Source organism: Polyangiaceae bacterium (assembly GCA_016715885.1).
In the GTDB taxonomy this organism is placed as follows: domain Bacteria; phylum Myxococcota_A; class Polyangia; order Polyangiales; family Polyangiaceae; genus Polyangium.
Genome location: JADJXL010000010.1, coordinates 95405 through 112404, shown reverse-complemented (window position 1 = coordinate 112404; position 17000 = coordinate 95405). Strand labels below are relative to the sequence as shown.

General features: G+C 61.2%; 10 protein-coding genes and 1 pseudogene. 6 read left to right on the top strand and 5 right to left on the bottom strand.

Translation table 11 applies throughout. The features are described from left to right. The first annotated feature begins 7 nt into the window (after positions 1–7). Positions 8–4073 (top strand): annotated as a pseudogene (locus IPM54_12760) (N-6 DNA methylase). 484 nt (positions 4074–4557) lie between these two features. Here the strand turns inward: IPM54_12760 and IPM54_12755 are convergent. The 3 genes from IPM54_12755 to IPM54_12745 form a co-directional block, all read right to left on the bottom strand. Continuing rightward, positions 4558–5124, bottom strand: coding sequence for a hypothetical protein (locus tag IPM54_12755; GenBank protein MBK9260678.1), 567 nt, complete (start codon positions 5122–5124; stop codon positions 4558–4560). Further along, positions 5124–5630: a hypothetical protein gene (locus IPM54_12750; GenBank protein MBK9260677.1), complete on the bottom strand. Its 507-nt coding sequence runs from the start codon at positions 5628–5630 to the stop codon at positions 5124–5126. Before IPM54_12750 ends, IPM54_12755 begins: the two co-directional genes overlap by 1 nt. A 283-nt stretch (positions 5631–5913) precedes the next feature. Then, the gene (locus tag IPM54_12745) at positions 5914–6588 is read right to left on the bottom strand and encodes a hypothetical protein (GenBank protein MBK9260676.1); all 675 of its coding nucleotides are present in this window, start codon (positions 6586–6588) and stop codon (positions 5914–5916) included. 7 nt (positions 6589–6595) lie between these two features. On the opposite strand from IPM54_12745, the gene IPM54_12740 reads away from it, so the two are divergent. From IPM54_12740 to IPM54_12730, 3 genes are read left to right on the top strand one after another with little or no spacing between them, the layout of a single operon-like run. Continuing rightward, entirely contained in the window at positions 6596–10132 is a 3537-nt protein-coding gene (locus IPM54_12740) for a hypothetical protein (GenBank protein MBK9260675.1), read from the top strand. Then, entirely contained in the window at positions 10132–11994 is a 1863-nt protein-coding gene (locus tag IPM54_12735) for a DUF1998 domain-containing protein (protein MBK9260674.1), read from the top strand. Before IPM54_12740 ends, IPM54_12735 begins: the two co-directional genes overlap by 1 nt. Then, the gene (locus tag IPM54_12730; GenBank protein ID MBK9260673.1) at positions 11991–12812 is read left to right on the top strand and encodes a hypothetical protein; all 822 of its coding nucleotides are present in this window, start codon (positions 11991–11993) and stop codon (positions 12810–12812) included. The genes IPM54_12735 and IPM54_12730 overlap by 4 nt, the downstream gene beginning before the upstream one ends. 16 nt (positions 12813–12828) lie before the next feature. Here IPM54_12730 and IPM54_12725 read toward each other — a convergent pair whose 3' ends face one another. Continuing rightward, positions 12829–13884, bottom strand: a complete 1056-nt coding sequence (locus tag IPM54_12725) for a hypothetical protein (GenBank protein ID MBK9260672.1) — start codon at positions 13882–13884, stop codon at positions 12829–12831. Between the two features lie 264 nt (positions 13885–14148). Here IPM54_12725 and IPM54_12720 point away from each other — a divergent pair, with 264 nt between their 5' ends. Both IPM54_12720 and IPM54_12715 read left to right on the top strand, forming a co-directional pair. Then, the gene (locus IPM54_12720; GenBank protein ID MBK9260671.1) at positions 14149–15261 is read left to right on the top strand and encodes an acetyltransferase; all 1113 of its coding nucleotides are present in this window, start codon (positions 14149–14151) and stop codon (positions 15259–15261) included. Positions 15262–15275: 14 nt separating this feature from the next. Then, entirely contained in the window at positions 15276–16307 is a 1032-nt protein-coding gene (locus tag IPM54_12715; protein ID MBK9260670.1) for a hypothetical protein, read from the top strand. Positions 16308–16311: 4 nt separating this feature from the next. Here the strand turns inward: IPM54_12715 and IPM54_12710 are convergent, their stop codons facing one another. Next, complete coding sequence (locus tag IPM54_12710) at positions 16312–16926, bottom strand: hypothetical protein (GenBank protein ID MBK9260669.1); 615 nt, start codon at positions 16924–16926, stop codon at positions 16312–16314. Between the last annotated feature and the right edge of the window lie 74 nt (positions 16927–17000).

Below are 17000 nucleotides of genomic sequence, written 5' to 3'. Positions count from 1 at the left end.
ACGCACCATGACCGACGCCGACAAACGCTTCCACGAACAATGGCTGGGCATGGCCCAACCCTCCGAAGGCCTCGTCGTCTCCGTCCCCGTCCTCGTCGACGCCCAATGCGCCGAAAAACACGCACGCGAAGACCACCTCGCCTTCCTCGAATGCCTCCACCAAGACGCCAAAGGAAATCCTCGCGTCGCCCACCTCGATACCCTCTTCGCCCGCGTCCTCGGCCTCGCCGACAACCGCTTCCATCGTCAAGCCTCCCTCCCCGAAGACCTCTCCCTCTACGTCCCCGAAGGCAAACAACTCCTCCGCCCCACGTGCGCCCTCCGCGCCGCAAAACCCCGCGACGACGCCTCCTCACCCGCCGAAAACACCCCCGCCGCCATTGCCGGTCGCCCCTATACCCTCCTCGTCTGGGACATCCCCCCCGCCGTCGATAACCTCGACAAGCCCGAGACCACCACCGGCACCTGGGAATACCCCGCCCAAGCCAAGTTCGAACGCCTCCTCCGCGAATGCCGCGTCCCCATCGGCATCCTCTCCAATGCCCACGAAGTCCGTCTCGTCTATGCCCCCCACGGCGAATCCAGCGGCTGGATCGCCTTTCGTATCGCCGACATGGCCTCCGTCAGCGGACGACCCCTCTTCGATGCCTTCGTCATGCTCCTGTCCCGCGAACGCCTCTTCGGCGTCGCCCCCGAACAGCAGCTCCCCGCCATCCTCGCCGAAAGCCGCAAACGCAACGCCGACGTCACCACCGAATTGTCCCGCCAGGTCTTCGGCCCTCGAAGTCCTCCTCGCAGGCTTCTCCGCCGCCGAAGACCGCGACGGCACCCAAGCCCTCCGCGCCGCGCTCGAACGAGAAGACGACCATCTTTATGCCGGCCTCTTGACCCTCCTCTTGCGCCTCGTCTTTTTGCTCTATTGCGAGGATTGGGGCCTCCTCCCCATGGATAACCCCCTCTTCGCCGAAAACTACAGCATCCTCGGCCTCTTCGGCGCCCTCCAGGCCGACGCCGCCAAATACCCCGACACCATGCATCGCCGCTTCGGCGCCTATCCCCGCCTCGTCGCCCTCTTTCGCTCCGTCTTTCTCGGCGTCGAGCATCGCGGCCTCCGCATTCCACCGCGCCGCGGACAGCTCTTCGACCCCAATGCCTTTCCCTTCCTCGAAGGCTGGGGCCCCGAAGGCAGCGCCCCCATTACCCAACCCGAAGCCCGCGCCGCCACCGTTTTGCCCAGCATCGATGACGGCACCATCTACGCCGCCCTCGAAAAACTCCTCTTCCTCGGCGGACAACGATTGTCCTACAAAGCCCTCGACGTCGAGCAAATCGGCAGCGTCTACGAGGCCCTCATGGGTTTTGCCGTCCGCCGTATCGAGAGCGGCGCCGTCCGTATCAAGCTCGGCAGCAAAAAAGGCGCCGCACGCGTCTGGGTCGAAGCCGCGCAGCTCCTCGCAACACCCCCCAATCAGCGCCAGCGGTGGCTCCAGGACGAGCTTGCCTTCGACAAGAACGTCGCCGAAAAAATCGCCGATGCCGTCAAGTCCGCAAAAACCCCCGACGATGCCCTCCTCGCGCTCGAAAGCTTCTCCGGTCGCACCCCCGAACGCGCCCGTCCCGGAACGCTCGTCATTCAGCCTGGTCCCGAACGTCGCCGCACGAGCAGCCATTACACCCCCCGCGCATTGACCGAGCCCATCGTCGCGCGCACCCTCGAGCCCCTCATCAAGGCCATGGGGGAAAACCCTTCGTCGGACACGCTCCTCAATTTGGTCATCTGCGATCCGGCCGTCGGCTCGGGTGCCTTTTTGGTCGCGGCGTGCCGGTATCTCGCCGATCACGTCGTCGCGGCGTGGACGCGCGAGGGCGCCTTGGAAAAGGTCGCGAGTGCGCACGAGGATGTCGTCAATCACGCCCGGCGTCTCGTCGCGCAGCGATGTTTGTATGGCGTCGACAAGAACACCTATGCCGTGCAGCTCGCGCGGCTCTCCTTGTGGCTCGTCACGATGGCGCGGAACGAGCCATTTACCTTTGTGGATCATGCCATTCGCCATGGGGATTCGCTGGTGGGCCTCGGATTCGATCAGATTCGGGCATTTCATTGGAAGCCCAAGGCGCAGGTCGAGACATCGGCGGGTCTGTTGAAGGAGGCGCTCGACGAGGCGATATCCATTCGGCGGCAGATATTGGATTTGGCCTCCGAGGGCACGTATGCGGCGCAGCGTGAGAAGGAGCGGTTGCTCTTCGATGCCGAGGATGCGCTGGGGCGGGTGCGTTTGATGGCGGACTTGGTGGTGGGCGCCTTTTTCTCGCAGAAGAACGACAAGGCGCGGGACGCGGAGCGTGATCGGCGGCTCGATCGGGTGACGTCATGGCTTGCGGCGGACAAGGCGGGGGATTTTGCGAAGGCGCATGCGATTGAATTGGAATTGCGGGCGATGCAGGCGGAGCTGCGCGCGGAGCAGGTGCCGTTTCATTGGATGATCGAGTTTCCCGAGGTATTTGGGCCGGGCAGGGCGGATCCGCTGGAGGGGAACAAGGTGACGGGCACGGCGTGGGTGGATGCGTTCGTCGGGAATCCGCCGTTTGCGGGGAAGAATGCAATAGGGGACATGGGCGGGCCATGTTATGGTCCGTGGCTTCTTACGATTCATGATGAGGCGCATGGAAATGCCGACCTGTCTGCGCATTTTTTTCGCCGTGCTGATAGCCTGCTGGGTACCAATGGAACCATTGGTCTTATTGCGACCAATACGATTGCGCAGGGGGATTCTCGAGTATCGGCCCTCGAATATTTGCTCCATCGAGGGTTGCGCGCATATGATGCAACCAGCACGCTGTCGTGGGCAGGCGATGCGAATGTGACCGTGTCGGTTGTGCTCATGGCCAAGGGTGGAGTGGCCATGCATGTGGGTGCTTGCAGACTTGACGGGAGAGTTGTTCCGGAAATCAATTCACGCTTACGGAGCGGTTCGGAACGCTCTATGGCAGCTAAACTTGAAAATAACGTTTCGGTTTATTCTCAAGGGAGTATCATGAATGGAGCTGGATTTATTTTATCCGCTTCAGAACGAGACGATCTAGTCAGCAGAAACCCATCTAATGGGGACCGGATTTTTCCTTATATCGGGGGCGAGGAGGTAAACACAAACCCGAGACAAGTTTTCGACCGATGGACGATCAACTTCGGGCAAATGACTTTGGAAGAGGCCGAGCGATGGCCTGAGCTCATTACTATTGTACGGGAACGTGTGAAACCAGAACGCGATCGCTTAAAGGACAACACTATAGGAATGCAACAAAAGAAGTATTGGTGGCGATTCTGGGCCGATAGAACGGCGTTCTACGACGAACTTCGCAAAGCACCCAAATGTCTCGTAACGGCACGCGTTACGAAGCATCTGTGCTTTTCGTTTCAGCCCACAGACCGTGTTTTTAGTGAGCAGCTTCTTATATTTCCATTCGATCAGTACACATGTCTTGCTATTCTGCAATCCCGCATTCACGAGCCATGGGCACGGCTGCACTCCTCTTCGCTCGAAGACCGGCTACGTTACTCCGCCTCGGACTGCTTCGTCAACTTCCCCTTCCCCGCGCCGGATCCGCGCACCGTCTTTCCCGCATTGGAAACCATCGGCGAAACGCTTTACACGACGCGCGCCAAGCTCATGATCGACACCAATCAGGGCCTCACAAAAACCTACAATGCCCTGAAAGACCCCGCGTGCGAGGACCCGCGATTTCTGCACCTCCGCAAGCTCCACGAAGACATGGACCGCGCCGTGCTCGAAACCTACGGCTGGAACGACATCGCCGTGCCGCCGTATTGCGCCCTGTCGGACGAAGACCGAGCCGCGCAACAAGCGTTCGAGGACGAGGTGATCGATAGGCTGTTCGTGCTGAATGCCGCGCGCGCCGAGGACGAGAAGAGAGCCGCCGCGGCGACGGCAAAACCGGCGAAAGCGCCGCGCAAGGCTGCCGCAAAGAAAGAGGCCGCGACGGAGACGCCCGCAGAGCCGGCGAAAAAAGGGCGCAAAAAGAAGGACGAAGGCCAGGGGAATTTGGGGTTCTGAACGGGGGGCGCGATCCAGGCGGGGACACCTCACCCCCTAACCCCCTCTCCCCGACGCTACGCGTCGCGGAGAGGGGGAACGATGCGTTTTCTCTTCAGAAATCTCCCCCTCTCCGCGGAGCAGCGTAGCTGCGACGGGGAGAGGGGGCCGGGGGGTGAGGCGTGACGCGCGATCCCGACGGGGAGTGCAGGCTGCACGCGAGGCGCAGAGGGCGATCCAGACGGGGAGTGCAGGCTGCACGTGAGCCGCAGAGGGCGATCCAGACGGGGAGTGCACGCTGCACGTCACGCGCGAGGGGCGATCCAGGCGGGGAGTGCACGCTGCACGTCACGCGCAGAGGGCGATCCAGACGGGGAGTGCACGTCGCATGTGAGGCGCAGAGGGCGATCCAGACGGGGAGCGACGTGTGCGCGTCAGCGTGCGTGACCAACGTGGGCGGCTGCGCCTTCGAGAACGCCTGCGCGCAAGGAGCACGGTCACCCGTTCATGGCAAGGTCCAGTTCGTGTCGAGGTCTTTATAGACGCGCGTCCAGAGGTTTGAGAAGAGGCACATGTAGATCGTTCCTTCGCCGAACTCGAACCCGGCGTCTACGTCCGGCACGACTTCATTACCAATTTCGGGTGGAATCGTCTGATAGCCGGGGTACGTGGCTTCGATCTCGCGAGCGATCTCGCGTGCTATTGGTTCCTCTTCGGGAACGCCTGGAAGCTGGATCCCGTAATAAGGCCCGAGCAGCGACACGTGGAAGTTGATCGACGTTTTGCCCAAGACAAGCCAAACGCGGCCCGAATAGGCCGGCTCGACCCCATCCGACCACAGGTGGAGCGATTCGTCTTGAAGGTCATATCGATCCCCGAGGCGGTGGATCATCGCCTGCCACGTTCGGTACTCGCGTCGCCCGCGGGCAGCGGCGACCATGAGGCGGCAGTGCTCTTCCGTGTCATCATAAACGAGATCTCCAAGAGACACGTGCATGCGGGCGATTTGTAGCATTCCCCGCGGGTAGTGCCGATATACGACATCGAGCAGTTCGGAGCGTGTTGTTTTCATCAGCGACCTACCGTAGCGCCAACTGGGTACATGGCTGGAAACGCCGCCTCAACGCCTTTGCGAAAGGTGTGACAAAAAACTCCTTGGGGGAGGTCGAAATTCATGCGACTGGCGACGCTGTTCGTGACCGCTGCGCTCATGGCGGCCGCAGCGGCCGGCGAGATGTACCCCCTGACCGAATGTCGAATCGGCACACCTATCGTGAGCGGGCAGTACCACGTAATCAAGGTGACGGGAAGGATGACTTTTTGGAAGGGCAGGTTGGCTTTGGCCGCTTGCCATCCGCCAGCCGGGCCCTTGCCGTCATCCTTGACGATGGTGACGAACTTGAAATGGGTTGGTTTGTGGATCGGGACGAAGATCCCCGCTCCGGCAGGAGCTTGGGGTTCGACCAAGGGCGAGCGGACCAACGGGGCGTCGAACGGGTTCGAGGCCGGCGTCCCACCACCCCAACCACCGATTGCAAACCCCGAAAATCCGAGACCCAATACGGCAAGCAACTGCATGGCAACGACCTCCCGAATGGCAGAATACGCGCACGAGAACGTGGTTGGCAATCTTCCTGGGGTTTTGAAGCGCGAGGCGCGATCCAGGCGGGGAGTGCCTCACCCCCTAACCCCCTCTCCCCGACGCTACGCGTCGCGGAGAGGGGGAACTATGCGTTTTCTCTTCAGAAATCTCCCCCTCTCCGCGGAGCAGCATAGCTGCGACGGGGAGAGGGGGCCGGGGGGTGAGGCGTGACGCGCGATCCTGACGGGGAGTGACGTGTGCGCGCTGCGCGCGCGGGTTTCACTCTTCGCCCGAGTCGTCCTTCTTACGGGATCGTTTGGTTCGAGGTTTGGTGGGCGAGAGAAACGCGGCGACGCGTTTGAGTTGTCCTGGAAAAAGTTTCAAAAGCTCGCCTTCGAGGACGTCGATTTCGATGTTCACATCGGCAATGAACAATTCCTCGGCGGTATCTTGCAATGCCAGCGTTTCGAGGGCTTTGCGGCGATTGGTCGATCCGGTGGCCAGCGCTTCGGTGGCTGCGGCGAGTCGCGGGGTCCATTTCTGGGCGAGCGGCTCGTTGGGATCACGGGCCAATTCGGCAAGCCAAGCGTTGCCTTGCGCGACTTCGCGATCGACGCCGAAGTCTTGCGCGGCCGAGGGACTCACGTTTTTGAAAAAACGCGTATAAGGTGCTTGATCGCGTTTGCCACCGCTTTGGTCGACGACGTCGCGGCCGAAGGCGCCGACTTCGGGATCCCATTTGGCATCCAGCACGTCGAGTCTGACGCGTGCGCGACCGAGCGTGCGTTCGGCGACGCGGCGAGCACTGACGAGCGCATCGCCTTTGGCCGTGAGGCCGTCCCATAGGGGAGCGAGGTGCTTCGTTTCAGGGTCGCTCTCGAGGCCTCCGGCAATGGCAGCGCAGATGTCCGTGGCGTTTTCGATGATTGTGGTGTCTCGGATGTGGGTCGCCATGCGGGCGATGCTAGCGGACGAGCGAACGCATGGGAAGAGAAAAGTGCATCGCCCCATCCCGAGCAACCAGAACGCCGAATGGCTCGACGACCTCTCGAACCCATCGCTGCTCCAGCCCCCTCCTACGGGCATATTCCCTCCACGTTTTCCCTTTACACCCGCGCCGATTGCCCGGTACAACGGGCGCGTGTCTTCGTTCACCGCCCCCCGCGAACACCTCATTCGCGCCCTGCATGCCGACCTCGTGGGCCCCTACGCGCTCGAAGAAAGCGATGCCACACGTGAAGTGCTGGAATTGCCACCCTCGCGCACGTACCTGACGGGTTTTCTCTGCCCCGAAGAAGAACGTTCGCCCGAAGATGCGACGGCCGACGAGGACCTCGGCGCCGGATCCGACGAACCGGAAGAAGAAAACCCCGGTGGCGCCGACGTGCGCGAAGACCCGCGGCCGAATTTGTGGCCCGCATCGATGGGCATGAGCGTGCTCTTGCCAAAAGAAACGCGCTCCGTACAGGCCATCGTGCGGTTTGCCGAATACGTCCCCGAAACGGTCAAAGCCGAAGGCGGGCGCGGCAAACGCGTGTGGAAACGAAAGCCGCGCCAAACCATATCCGTGCCCGTGCCGCTCGACCCGGCCAGCTTGAACAATGGCATTCCCCTGCCGAACACCGTGGGCATCAAATTGATCGGGCAGCTCAAACCCGTCGAGCATGCGCGAGGCATCCCCGAAGGGACGCAGGCGCTCGCGCTGTTCGTGGTCAATCGGCGCGGGCAAGGAGAACGCGGACGGCGCGACGAACAAATGATTTTCCAGGTCGAACTGGAGATCGAATGCGCCGAAGGCATCGTGCCTCGCCCGAACGTGGCCGATGAAGGAAGCGAGCAATGGGATGCGAACGTCGCCGATCTGCAATTCCGCGAGCGCGTCGAATACGCGGTGGGGCACGGCGTCGCGATATCGCAGCCGTCGCCGGGCGAACGCGTGACGGCGGTCAAGACGACGTGGATTCCCGAATATGAAGTGCGCCGCGTGATTCCGCGCGACGAAGACGGCGTGACCGTGGTCATGGATGACCTCGGCAACCTGGAAACGGCCGAAGACGTGCGCACGCGGCTGGAACGCTTGCCCGCAGCGTATGGCGAATGGATTGACGAACGGCGCACGACGGACGTCGGGGGCGGGAGTCGCGTCGTGACGCGCGATCTTTTGATGGGCAAGGCGAGCCTGGCGCAGGCGCGCATTCGCGAAGGCATCGAGCTATTGGCGGAGGATGCGCAGGTTCGGCGAGCGTTTTGTTTGGCGAACCAGGCGATGGCGGAGGCGGCGCGGCGGCGGAGCCCGGGGCGATATCAAGATGGAAAACGTCCCGAATGGCGCCTGTTTCAGCTTGCTTTCGTGCTGATGAACCTGCAAGGCGTGGCGAGCGGCGAACATATCGATCGCGAGCGGGTGGAGCTGGTCTTTTTTCCGACGGGCGGGGGTAAGACGGAGGCGTACCTGGGCGTGATTGCGTATTGCCTGCTCTTGCGCCGATTGCGTCGAGCAAAAATGCCCGATGGGGGTCTCGGCGTGGCCGTATTGCTTCGGTACACGTTGCGGCTGCTCACGCTGGACCAGCTCGGTCGAGCGGCGACTTTGATGTGCGCGCTGGAATCATTGCGGCGAAAAATGCCCGCGGTGCTCGGGGATGGGCGTTTTTCGGTGGGACTATGGGTCGGGCGAAGCGCGACGGCGAATACGATGGCCGAGGTGTCGCGTCTCGTGACCGGATACAAAACGGGCATCAATCACAATCCTTGCCCGCTTCCTTCGTGTCCGTGGTGCCGCGAGCCATTGGGACCGAACAGCTTGACGCTCTTGCCGACGAAGACGTCGCCGGAGGAAGTGCGCGTGGGGTGCACGAGCGACACGTGCGAGTTTTCTTGCGCGAACAACCCGGAGGGGCTCCCGGTCGTTTTCGTCGACGATCAAGTTTATCGGGAGCTGCCGAGTTTTCTCATAGCGACGGTGGACAAGTTCGCGATGATGCCTTGGCGCGGCGAAGCGGGCATGCTTTTCGGGAAGGTCGAGGCGCGTGATGGTCGATGTTTTTATGGGCCGGTGGACGGCAAACCGCCGCGCTCGGCAAAAGCATTGCCGGGTGGCCTTTTGCCTCCCGAGCTCATCGTGCAGGACGAGCTGCATTTGATTTCGGGGCCGCTCGGGACGATGGTTGGACTGTACGAAACGGCGATTGATACGCTGTGTTCGCGACGGACGAAATCGGGCACGATTCGCCCGAAGGTATTGGCAGCGACGGCGACGGTGCGTAGTGCTCCGTGGCAGATTCAATCGCTGTTCGGGCGTCGAGCGGACATGGTGAGCGTGTTTCCGCCGCCGGGTATCGACGATGGCGAGACGTTTTTTGCGACGGTGGACAAGGAGAGCCCGGGGCGCACGTACGTGGGGGTGGCGGCGCAAGGGCGCAGCATGAAGGCGATATTGCTGCGGGTGTACCGAACGCTGCTGGCGGGGGCGATGAAGACGTACGATGCGAACGAGCCTTCGGATCAAACGGCGGATGGGTACATGACGCTCGCGGGGTATTTCAATAGTTTGCGCGAGCTGGGCGGGATGCGGCGGCTGGTGGAAGACGAGGTGCTGGGGAGGACGAAGAAGGCGGAGGAGGCTCGGCCGCTGAGTGCGCGGGGTTCGCATTTGTGGTTCAAGAATCGCGATGTGGGGGAATTGGTCGAATTGACGAGCCGCGAGAGCACGGACGCGGTGAAAAAGACGCGGGAGCGGCTTTCGGCGCATCATCGCGATGCCGAACGGATCGACGTGCTATTGGCGAGCAACATGATTTCGGTGGGTGTCGATATCGATCGGCTTGGTTTGATGGTGGTGGCGGGTCAGCCGAAGACGACGGCGGAATACATTCAGGCGTCGAGTCGCGTGGGGCGGCAAGAGCGCTGGCCGGGGCTGGTGGTGACGGTGTACAACTTGCACAAATCGCGGGATCGTTCGCATTACGAGCACTTCACGGCGTACCACGAGAGTTTTTATCGGTTCGTGGAGGCGACGAGCGTGACGCCGTTTTCGGGTCCTGCGCTGGATCGGGGATTGGTGGGGACGCTGTTTGCAATGACGCGTTTTGCGGCGCCGGAATTGACGCCGGCGCGGGGCGCGATGGCGCTACCGAAACATCGGGAATTGGCGAACGCGATGGTGCAGGCGATTGTCGAGCGGGCGACGAGCCAACCGGGATCGCAGGCCGAGGAACAAGCGAAGCTGCGCGACGAAATCGAAAAGCGGAGCCACAACGTGCTCGATACATGGGAAGATCTCGTGCATTCGACGCCGGACGATCCGAAGCAGCGGCGGTATTCGAAGTTCGATCGGGACAAGGTGGGGGGCAAGCCGATTCTGTTTACGCCGCTCGATGAAGAGCGGCCGCATGCGCATAGCCCGGAGGGGCGATTTGCGGCGCCGACATCGATGCGCGACGTGGAATCGACGGCGCATTTGTGGCTCGTAGGCCGGCGCCTCGGGAGGCAAGACTGATGGCCATCAAGAAGAGCAGTCCGAAGGGTGGAGGCAAGCCGCCCGAGGGTAAGATTCGGCTGAGCCAAGTGGTGCTGACGTTTGGTCCTGGCGCGATGGTGGATTTGCGTGACCACGCGGTGTTGGTGGGGGGGACTGATTTCTGGCGCTACGACAAGTACAAGGATCAGGGTTTCATCGACGAGCCGCGATTGCGCGATTCGATCGTGGCGAAGGTGGGGTCGAAGCTGGGGGTGGAGCTGCACGTTGGTCGGGCATTCCGGTTGCCTCCGGCGGGGGACGACGACGCGCCGACGCAGCACAATGGGATTCAGGTGGCGGAGTTTCCGACGTGGTTCGTGTGTCAGCAGTGCCGAGCGCTGGGGCAATCGAAGAACCTGGAGCGGGAGAAGTACCGTTACGTGCATCATTGTACGAATACGCAACGGGGTTTTTGCGTGCCGGTGCGTTTCGTTGGTGCATGCAGGCGCGGGCATTTGCAGGAATTTCCCTGGAACTGGTTCGTGCACGTATCGGCGGAGACGCGATGTATGGCGCCGGAGCTGTACTTGGAGGAAGATGCGTCGGGTGATTTCGCGGGGATTCGGGTGGTATGCCGGAGCTGCGATGCATCGAGGAAGCTTTCGGAGGCGCGTGAGCCGAAGATTTTGCCGACGTGTCACGGAGAGCGCCCGTGGCTGGGGCCCGAGGGCAATGAAGAGAAAGGTTGCGAGGAGAAGATGACGTTGCTCGTGCGCACGGCGAGCAGCGGGTACTTTTCGCAATGGATGAGCGCGCTGTCGATTCCGGACAAGTCGCGCGAGGTGCTGAGCCGTGTGCAGCAAGCGGACGTGTGGAGTGTGTTGCAAGAGGCGGCGCGCGAAGACTTGGTCATATACCGCAAGATACCAGCGGTGAAAAATGCGCTGCGCGAATACGACGACGAGCAGATCTGGACGGCGATCGAAACGATTCGCAAGGGCAAGACGCCTGCGCGCGAGGAGCTGCGCACGGCTGAATACAAGGTATTTCTCGAGGCGAAAGACGAGGTGCCGGGGCAGCTTCCGCCGCGGGACGAGCCTTTCTTTGCGTGTCGTTTGTCGTCGAAGCGATATGAATTGCCGGCGAGGGTGAGCCGCATCGTGCTGGCGAAGAAGGTTCGCCAGGTGCGGGCGCAGGTGGGCCTGACACGGCTTTCGGCGACGGCGCAGGATCTTCAGGGCACGCCGGGGGATACGTCGAACCTGCAGCCGCTGGGCCTCGTGCAAACATGGCTCCCTGCGGCCGAGATATTCGGCGAGGGGGTGCTCGTTTGCCTGGACGAGGCGGCGGTGTTGGAATGGGAAAAACGTGACGCGGTGATGGCGCGTGAGCAGGAGCTGGCCGAGGGATACGAGTTGGAATTTGGTGCGTCGAATCGCGGGCCTGGTTTCCCCGGGGCGCGGTTTTACCTGCTGCATTCGCTTGCGCATCTGCTGATGTCGTCGATTTCGTTGCAATGCGGGTATTCGGCGAGTGCCTTGTCGGAGCGCATTTATTGTGCACCGGCGACGGATGCGTTGCCCATGGCGGCCATTTTCATCATGACGGGAACGAGCGGTGCGGAGGGGACGCTTGGGGGATTGGTCGAACAGGGTCGTTTCTTGCATCGGCATTTGCGTCGCGCGTGGGACATGGCGTCGCTTTGCTCGAGTGATCCGGTGTGCGCGCATCATTCACCGAAGGATCCTTCGGGCCGATATTTGGAGGGCGCGGCGTGCCACGGTTGTTTGTTCGTCGCGGAGCCTGCGTGCGAGCGTTTCAATCGATATCTGGATCGGGCGCTGGTGGTGCCGGCCATGGGGCACGATCCGAATCTGGCATTTTTCAAAGAGCGGCCATGACGAGCGCGGGGTTGTCGACCGTCACCGAGCAGGACCTCATGGCGCTTTCAGCGGCGCTCGAACGGGGCACATTACGGGCGCCGCTCGACGGCACGAGCTTGCGGGCGCACGGATTCGGGCACCTCGTCGAAGTGATGCAACCCTACGTCGAGCTGGGCGTGGCTGGGATTCGTGCGCTCGTCGAAGTGGCGATGGCCGAGCGTCGTAGTCGAAAGGCGCCGAAGCTGACGCTCGTGTGGACGGGCGATGATCCAGGCGTGGGGCATTCTCGGCATACGCGCATCGTATTGCCGGAGCTGTTCGCGCGCGCTCGGGAGCACGTGCTCGTGGCCGGGTATGCCATCGACCATGGTGCGGAGCTTTTCTTGTCGCTGTACCGGGCGATGGCGCAGCACGGCGTCACCGCGGACTTTTTCGTGGACGCGGGGCAACTCTTGGAGAGATTGCGACAAACGGCAAAGCAAGCGGGGCAGCATTGGCCGAGCTCTTCGGCGAGGGTGGACGCTGCGGCGGGGCCTGTCGCGCGTGGACGAGCCATCGTGGCATTGTTTTATGAGCTCATGTGGCCATTCGGAGATCCGAAACCGGTCGTGTATTTCGATCCGCGAACCGTGGACGAACGAAGTGCGATGAGTTTGCATGCGAAGTGTGTGGTCATCGACCAAGAATACACGTTGATCACGTCGGCGAACTTTACGGATCGGGGACAAACGCGGAATTTGGAGGCGGGGGTGGCCATCGAGGATCGAGCGTTTGCCGCGAGCCTGGAGCGGCAGTGGATGAATTTGGTGGAGGCGGGGGTGGTGGTGCGGGCATAGGCGCTCGGTTTACGCATCAACGCTTCTCAGCATCGTCGCCGGGCGCACTCGCATGTACGTTCGCAGATTGACCAAACAGCGCGCGAATTGCTTCTTCGGCCGCGTCCGCCAAGAGGTCTCGGTCGAGGCGCAGTGGATCATTGAAGAAGGCAATGGAAGTGGCACGACTAACAAGGTGTGTTCCCACGAGTGTGGCGGAGTGATCCGTATCGAAAATGTTCTCCGCGACGATGATACGCGCGTTCTCTGCGATGCGTTCGTCCGTTGTGCGACCCGTGGAAGGCTCGCCGAGCCATGCGGCAAAATATTGTAATGCCAAATTGCCGGGTCGTGCCATGTGAGACGCACCGACGACCACACGCAATCGATTGCGCTCCTCGGGCGTCAGCAATGCTGCCCACGCCGTTACCTGCGCGTGCAGCGTCATGATGTTTTCGCGTGCGGCATCCTTTACGTTTTCCGCAATGTCGTCTCGTTGTGCTCGTACGTATTCATCGATATCGCTCGAGCGTACCTGTTTTTCTTGGATCACGCGACGAAGCAGCAAAAGCGAGCGGGACAGGATTTGCCGCTGGCGCTCACGCTGGGAATCATCGGGAAACCTTGTATTGATGGACGAGAGGGCTTGCGACACGAGCGTTTCGAAGGAAATCAATTTGGGCAGCAATGCATCGTCTATCGGGCCATTGGTCTCCGCAAGGAGCAGATACGCTGCGAAGGGCACGTGCGCGACGCTTTTCAGCTCGTGATAACGTTCGTTCGTGGCGCGTCCCTCCAGCCGCTGGCCATTGCGCAAGAGGACGAGCTTGTCGCCGTACTGCACGAGTATCGGTCCCGATGCGGCGAGCATGGCAGCTCGGCGCTGAGCGTAGGTTTCGCGAAAAAAACCGTTCAATGGGCAAAGCGGGTCTCCCGAAGGGAGCGGGCAAGACGCATCCGCGGACGCTTTGGGCGGCGTCGCAGTCGATGATGGACTGCGCACGGTCGGCGCGGTGGAGGCTTGGCACGCGGGCAATGGAATCAGCAATGATAAAGCCGCGAGCAAACGCCAAGCTGCATACCTCGTGTTCATCGTTTCCCCATCTCGGGCCGCCAAATAGGCCGATGCCCACGATACGCTCGGCGCGACGCTTCCGGACAGTCGGGCACATCCGAAGAGTGCCGTCAGGGAAGCTCCGCATTGATGCTGCGCGTTAATAACTGTGACAAGGCGCGTTGCGTCAATTCACGAATCGTAAACGTCTTTGATTCACGCTTGACACGTGGCCGGAATATTTGGTCTTCTTACGGCACCACGAGCCGGTTCTTCTTCTTCCCTCGATCGTCAAGGAGTCCCATGCGCAAATTGCCGGTGGCCTTGTTGGCATCCATCTCCATCCTTGCAGGCAGCGGTGGAGCGGCGTTGGCCGCTGCCCCGAAAACCACCTACCCCGTCGTGTTTGCCCACGGCATGGGCGGGTTCGACAACATTCTCGGTTATGACTACTGGGGCGACGACTACGGCACGTTCGTCGGTGACGCCTGTAATGAATTTCTCGAAGTGTACTGCAATGACAACATCGACTCGGGCCAGAAAGCTTACGTGGCCCAGGTTGCGGCATTTCAGTCTTCCGAGTTACGCGGGCTTGATCTTGCCGACGACATCGAGGGGTTTTTGGCGACATCGGGAGCGTCGAAGGTAAACCTCGTTGGGCATTCGCAGGGGGGCCTGGACATTCGTAAGGCTGCGCGTGTGCTTTACAACCGTTATGGGACGGCGAAGGTTCGAGTGCTCATCAGCATTTCCTCGCCACACCGGGGCTCGCCCGTGGCCAAATACATTCTCGACCTCAAACCGGGCGTGAGCAGTGTCGTCTCCGCACTCGCGTCGTATTACGGGGATACCATCTATCAGTCTGGCAATGATGGATACGCGGGCGCCAAACAGCTCGTGTACAAGGATTACTCGTCGACCGATGGCGTTACCACGGGCATGCAGGCGTTCAATACGCTCTACCCAGTCGATGCGAAATATGCTTATCGCTATGGATCGCTCATGACGGCGCAAAACGGTACCAGTGTCAACCCCGCGCTGTTCCTTTTGAGCGAGCTCGTTTATGACATCGACGGCGATGGCTACTGTTCGGGCGACTGTGACAACGACGGGGCAGCGGGCGCCGGTGATGGCATTTGCAACGAGCGCGACGACGACGGCCTCGTCGGCGTGAATTCGCAACACATGGGCCACCGGCTCAAGTACACCGAGAAATTCTTGTCGCTCGATAGCATCACGACCGACTCTGGCCCGGGTTACGTGAGTAACTTGAACGCGCCGACGTCGACACAAATGACGTCGATGTCCAGCGTCATCGACCAGGATCACATTGACGTCATCGGCGTCGGTCCCGACACGTTCGACGAAATGGAGTTTTACGGCGCAATCTTCGAATACATTGCGACGTACGACTGAGAAATCACGCGACCATGACGACGCGGAATTGGTTTGTCGCGATCGGCAGCTCGCTCGTCGTCCTTGCGCTCTATTTCGGGCTGCGCCAGGACAGAGTCGAAGAGCCCGCGGCCGCTGTTGCAAGTCCTCCTGAAACGGCGGCGCGGGCCCCGCGCAGCAAGCCAAAAGCTGCAATGCCTACCACGATCGCGGCGAGCTCGACGGTCGACCCCGAAGTGGTCGAGCGCTTGCGCTCGCAATATGGGGCAAGCATTGGCAATCGCCATGTCCAGTTGAAGCTCATCGAAGCGCTCATGCGCCAATTCGAAAAGCAATATCCTGGGCATTGGCGCGACAAACTGCTCGAGCTGGTACGTGCGGCATTCCCGGCGCATTACGACGAAATTGCAAAGAACCTCGACCGGCGCATCGAATACGAGCGCTGGATGAAGGACAACCGATCGCGCCTCGACGAGCTCGAACCGGAACAGCGACGAGCTGCAATACGCGAAGAGCGGGAGCGGCTATTTGGGAAGGAAGCGGCGGACGAGATTTGGGCTTCCGAACAGAAAAACCAGGCGGTATCGGAGACGCTGAAAGAAATCGACGGGCAAAAGGGCAAGAGCATCAGCGACAAACTCGCAACGTACACCGAGCGGCTCGAAGAGATTTACGAGGAGAAGTACGATACGTACATTGAACAGCATCGGCACGAGGCGATGAATCGCTTCATTGGGCTCGAATCGGTGCAAGCGGACCTCGATGCGATGTCGGCGGCGGAGCGTGCGGCGAATTTGCGGGCGATTCGCAAAGGAATGGGCCTCGACGAAGCAGCGATGAAGCGTTGGGATTCGCTCGACCAGGAGCGAGACGCGCGCTGGGACAAGGGCAAGAAGTACATGACCGAACGCGCGGCGCTTGTGGAGGCGTATAGCGGCAAGGAGCTCGACGAGAAGCTCGCAGAGTTATTGCGGCGAACCTTTGGCGACGAGGCGGAGGTCATTGCTGCCGAGGAAGCGAGCGGGTTTTTCCGATTCGATCGCCCGCGCAAATGGGGGCAGAATTGAGCGACTACTGCGCTGCAGCGATGGCCGCGCATTGCTCGTTCGGAAGGCGCTCGTATTGCACCCAGCCTACTTCGGACGCCACGGGTGTTCCGTCATTGCGTCGCTTGATGTTACTTTCGGCCTGTACCCAGCGCTGCGGCGTTATTTGAACCGTGTTGCGGCGGTCGAGCGTCGCGTAATCGCGGCGAGTATCCCGGACGGGACGCGCGGCATTTTTCGCATGCGCTTCCCATTGATTGAAATTCCAGGATCCAGTTCCTTCATAACGCAGCGTTCCGCGTGAAGTCGTCACCCGCTGATGCCAGCGCCCTCGTCCAGCGGGTTGCCATTCTTCCGTGAAATGATGAAACGACGAACCTTCGGTCGCCATGAAGTGGCGCACGACGAATCCCGTTCCCTTCTCCGTAACGTTGATGTATTCGCGAACGTCACGCACGAAAAAGTCGTTTTTCCCGTCTTCGACGAATAGATAGGAGACTCGGAAGCAACCGCCGAGCTGCGAGATGTTTTGTCGCGCTGTCGCGTCCGCTGCGGTCACCGAGCTTGCTCCCTGGGCGGAGGTAACCCACATGCACGATGCACCGAGTGCTGCCACGGCAAGTACAATCGACATTCGCATATCGCTCTCCTTTCTGACGGCGACCGACTCTCGCGAGCTTCCTCTCGAGATGTCTAGGACGGGCGATGTCGACT

Bases quoted from the DNA above. Each gene is read 5' to 3' on its own strand.
- IPM54_12715 (MBK9260670.1), top strand. From the start codon at position 15,276: ATGACGACGCGGAATTGGTTTGTCGCGATCGGCAGCTCGCTCGTCGTC.
- IPM54_12730 (MBK9260673.1), top strand. From the start codon at position 11,991: ATGACGAGCGCGGGGTTGTCGACCGTCACCGAGCAGGACCTCATGGCG.
- IPM54_12710 (MBK9260669.1), bottom strand. From the start codon at position 16,926: ATGCGAATGTCGATTGTACTTGCCGTGGCAGCACTCGGTGCATCGTGC.
- IPM54_12755 (MBK9260678.1), bottom strand. From the start codon at position 5,124: ATGAAAACAACACGCTCCGAACTGCTCGATGTCGTATATCGGCACTAC.
- IPM54_12735 (MBK9260674.1), top strand. From the start codon at position 10,132: ATGGCCATCAAGAAGAGCAGTCCGAAGGGTGGAGGCAAGCCGCCCGAG.
- IPM54_12720 (MBK9260671.1), top strand. From the start codon at position 14,149: ATGCGCAAATTGCCGGTGGCCTTGTTGGCATCCATCTCCATCCTTGCA.
- IPM54_12750 (MBK9260677.1), bottom strand. From the start codon at position 5,630: ATGCAGTTGCTTGCCGTATTGGGTCTCGGATTTTCGGGGTTTGCAATC.
- IPM54_12740 (MBK9260675.1), top strand. From the start codon at position 6,596: ATGCTAGCGGACGAGCGAACGCATGGGAAGAGAAAAGTGCATCGCCCC.
- IPM54_12745 (MBK9260676.1), bottom strand. From the start codon at position 6,588: ATGGCGACCCACATCCGAGACACCACAATCATCGAAAACGCCACGGAC.
- IPM54_12725 (MBK9260672.1), bottom strand. From the start codon at position 13,884: ATGAACACGAGGTATGCAGCTTGGCGTTTGCTCGCGGCTTTATCATTG.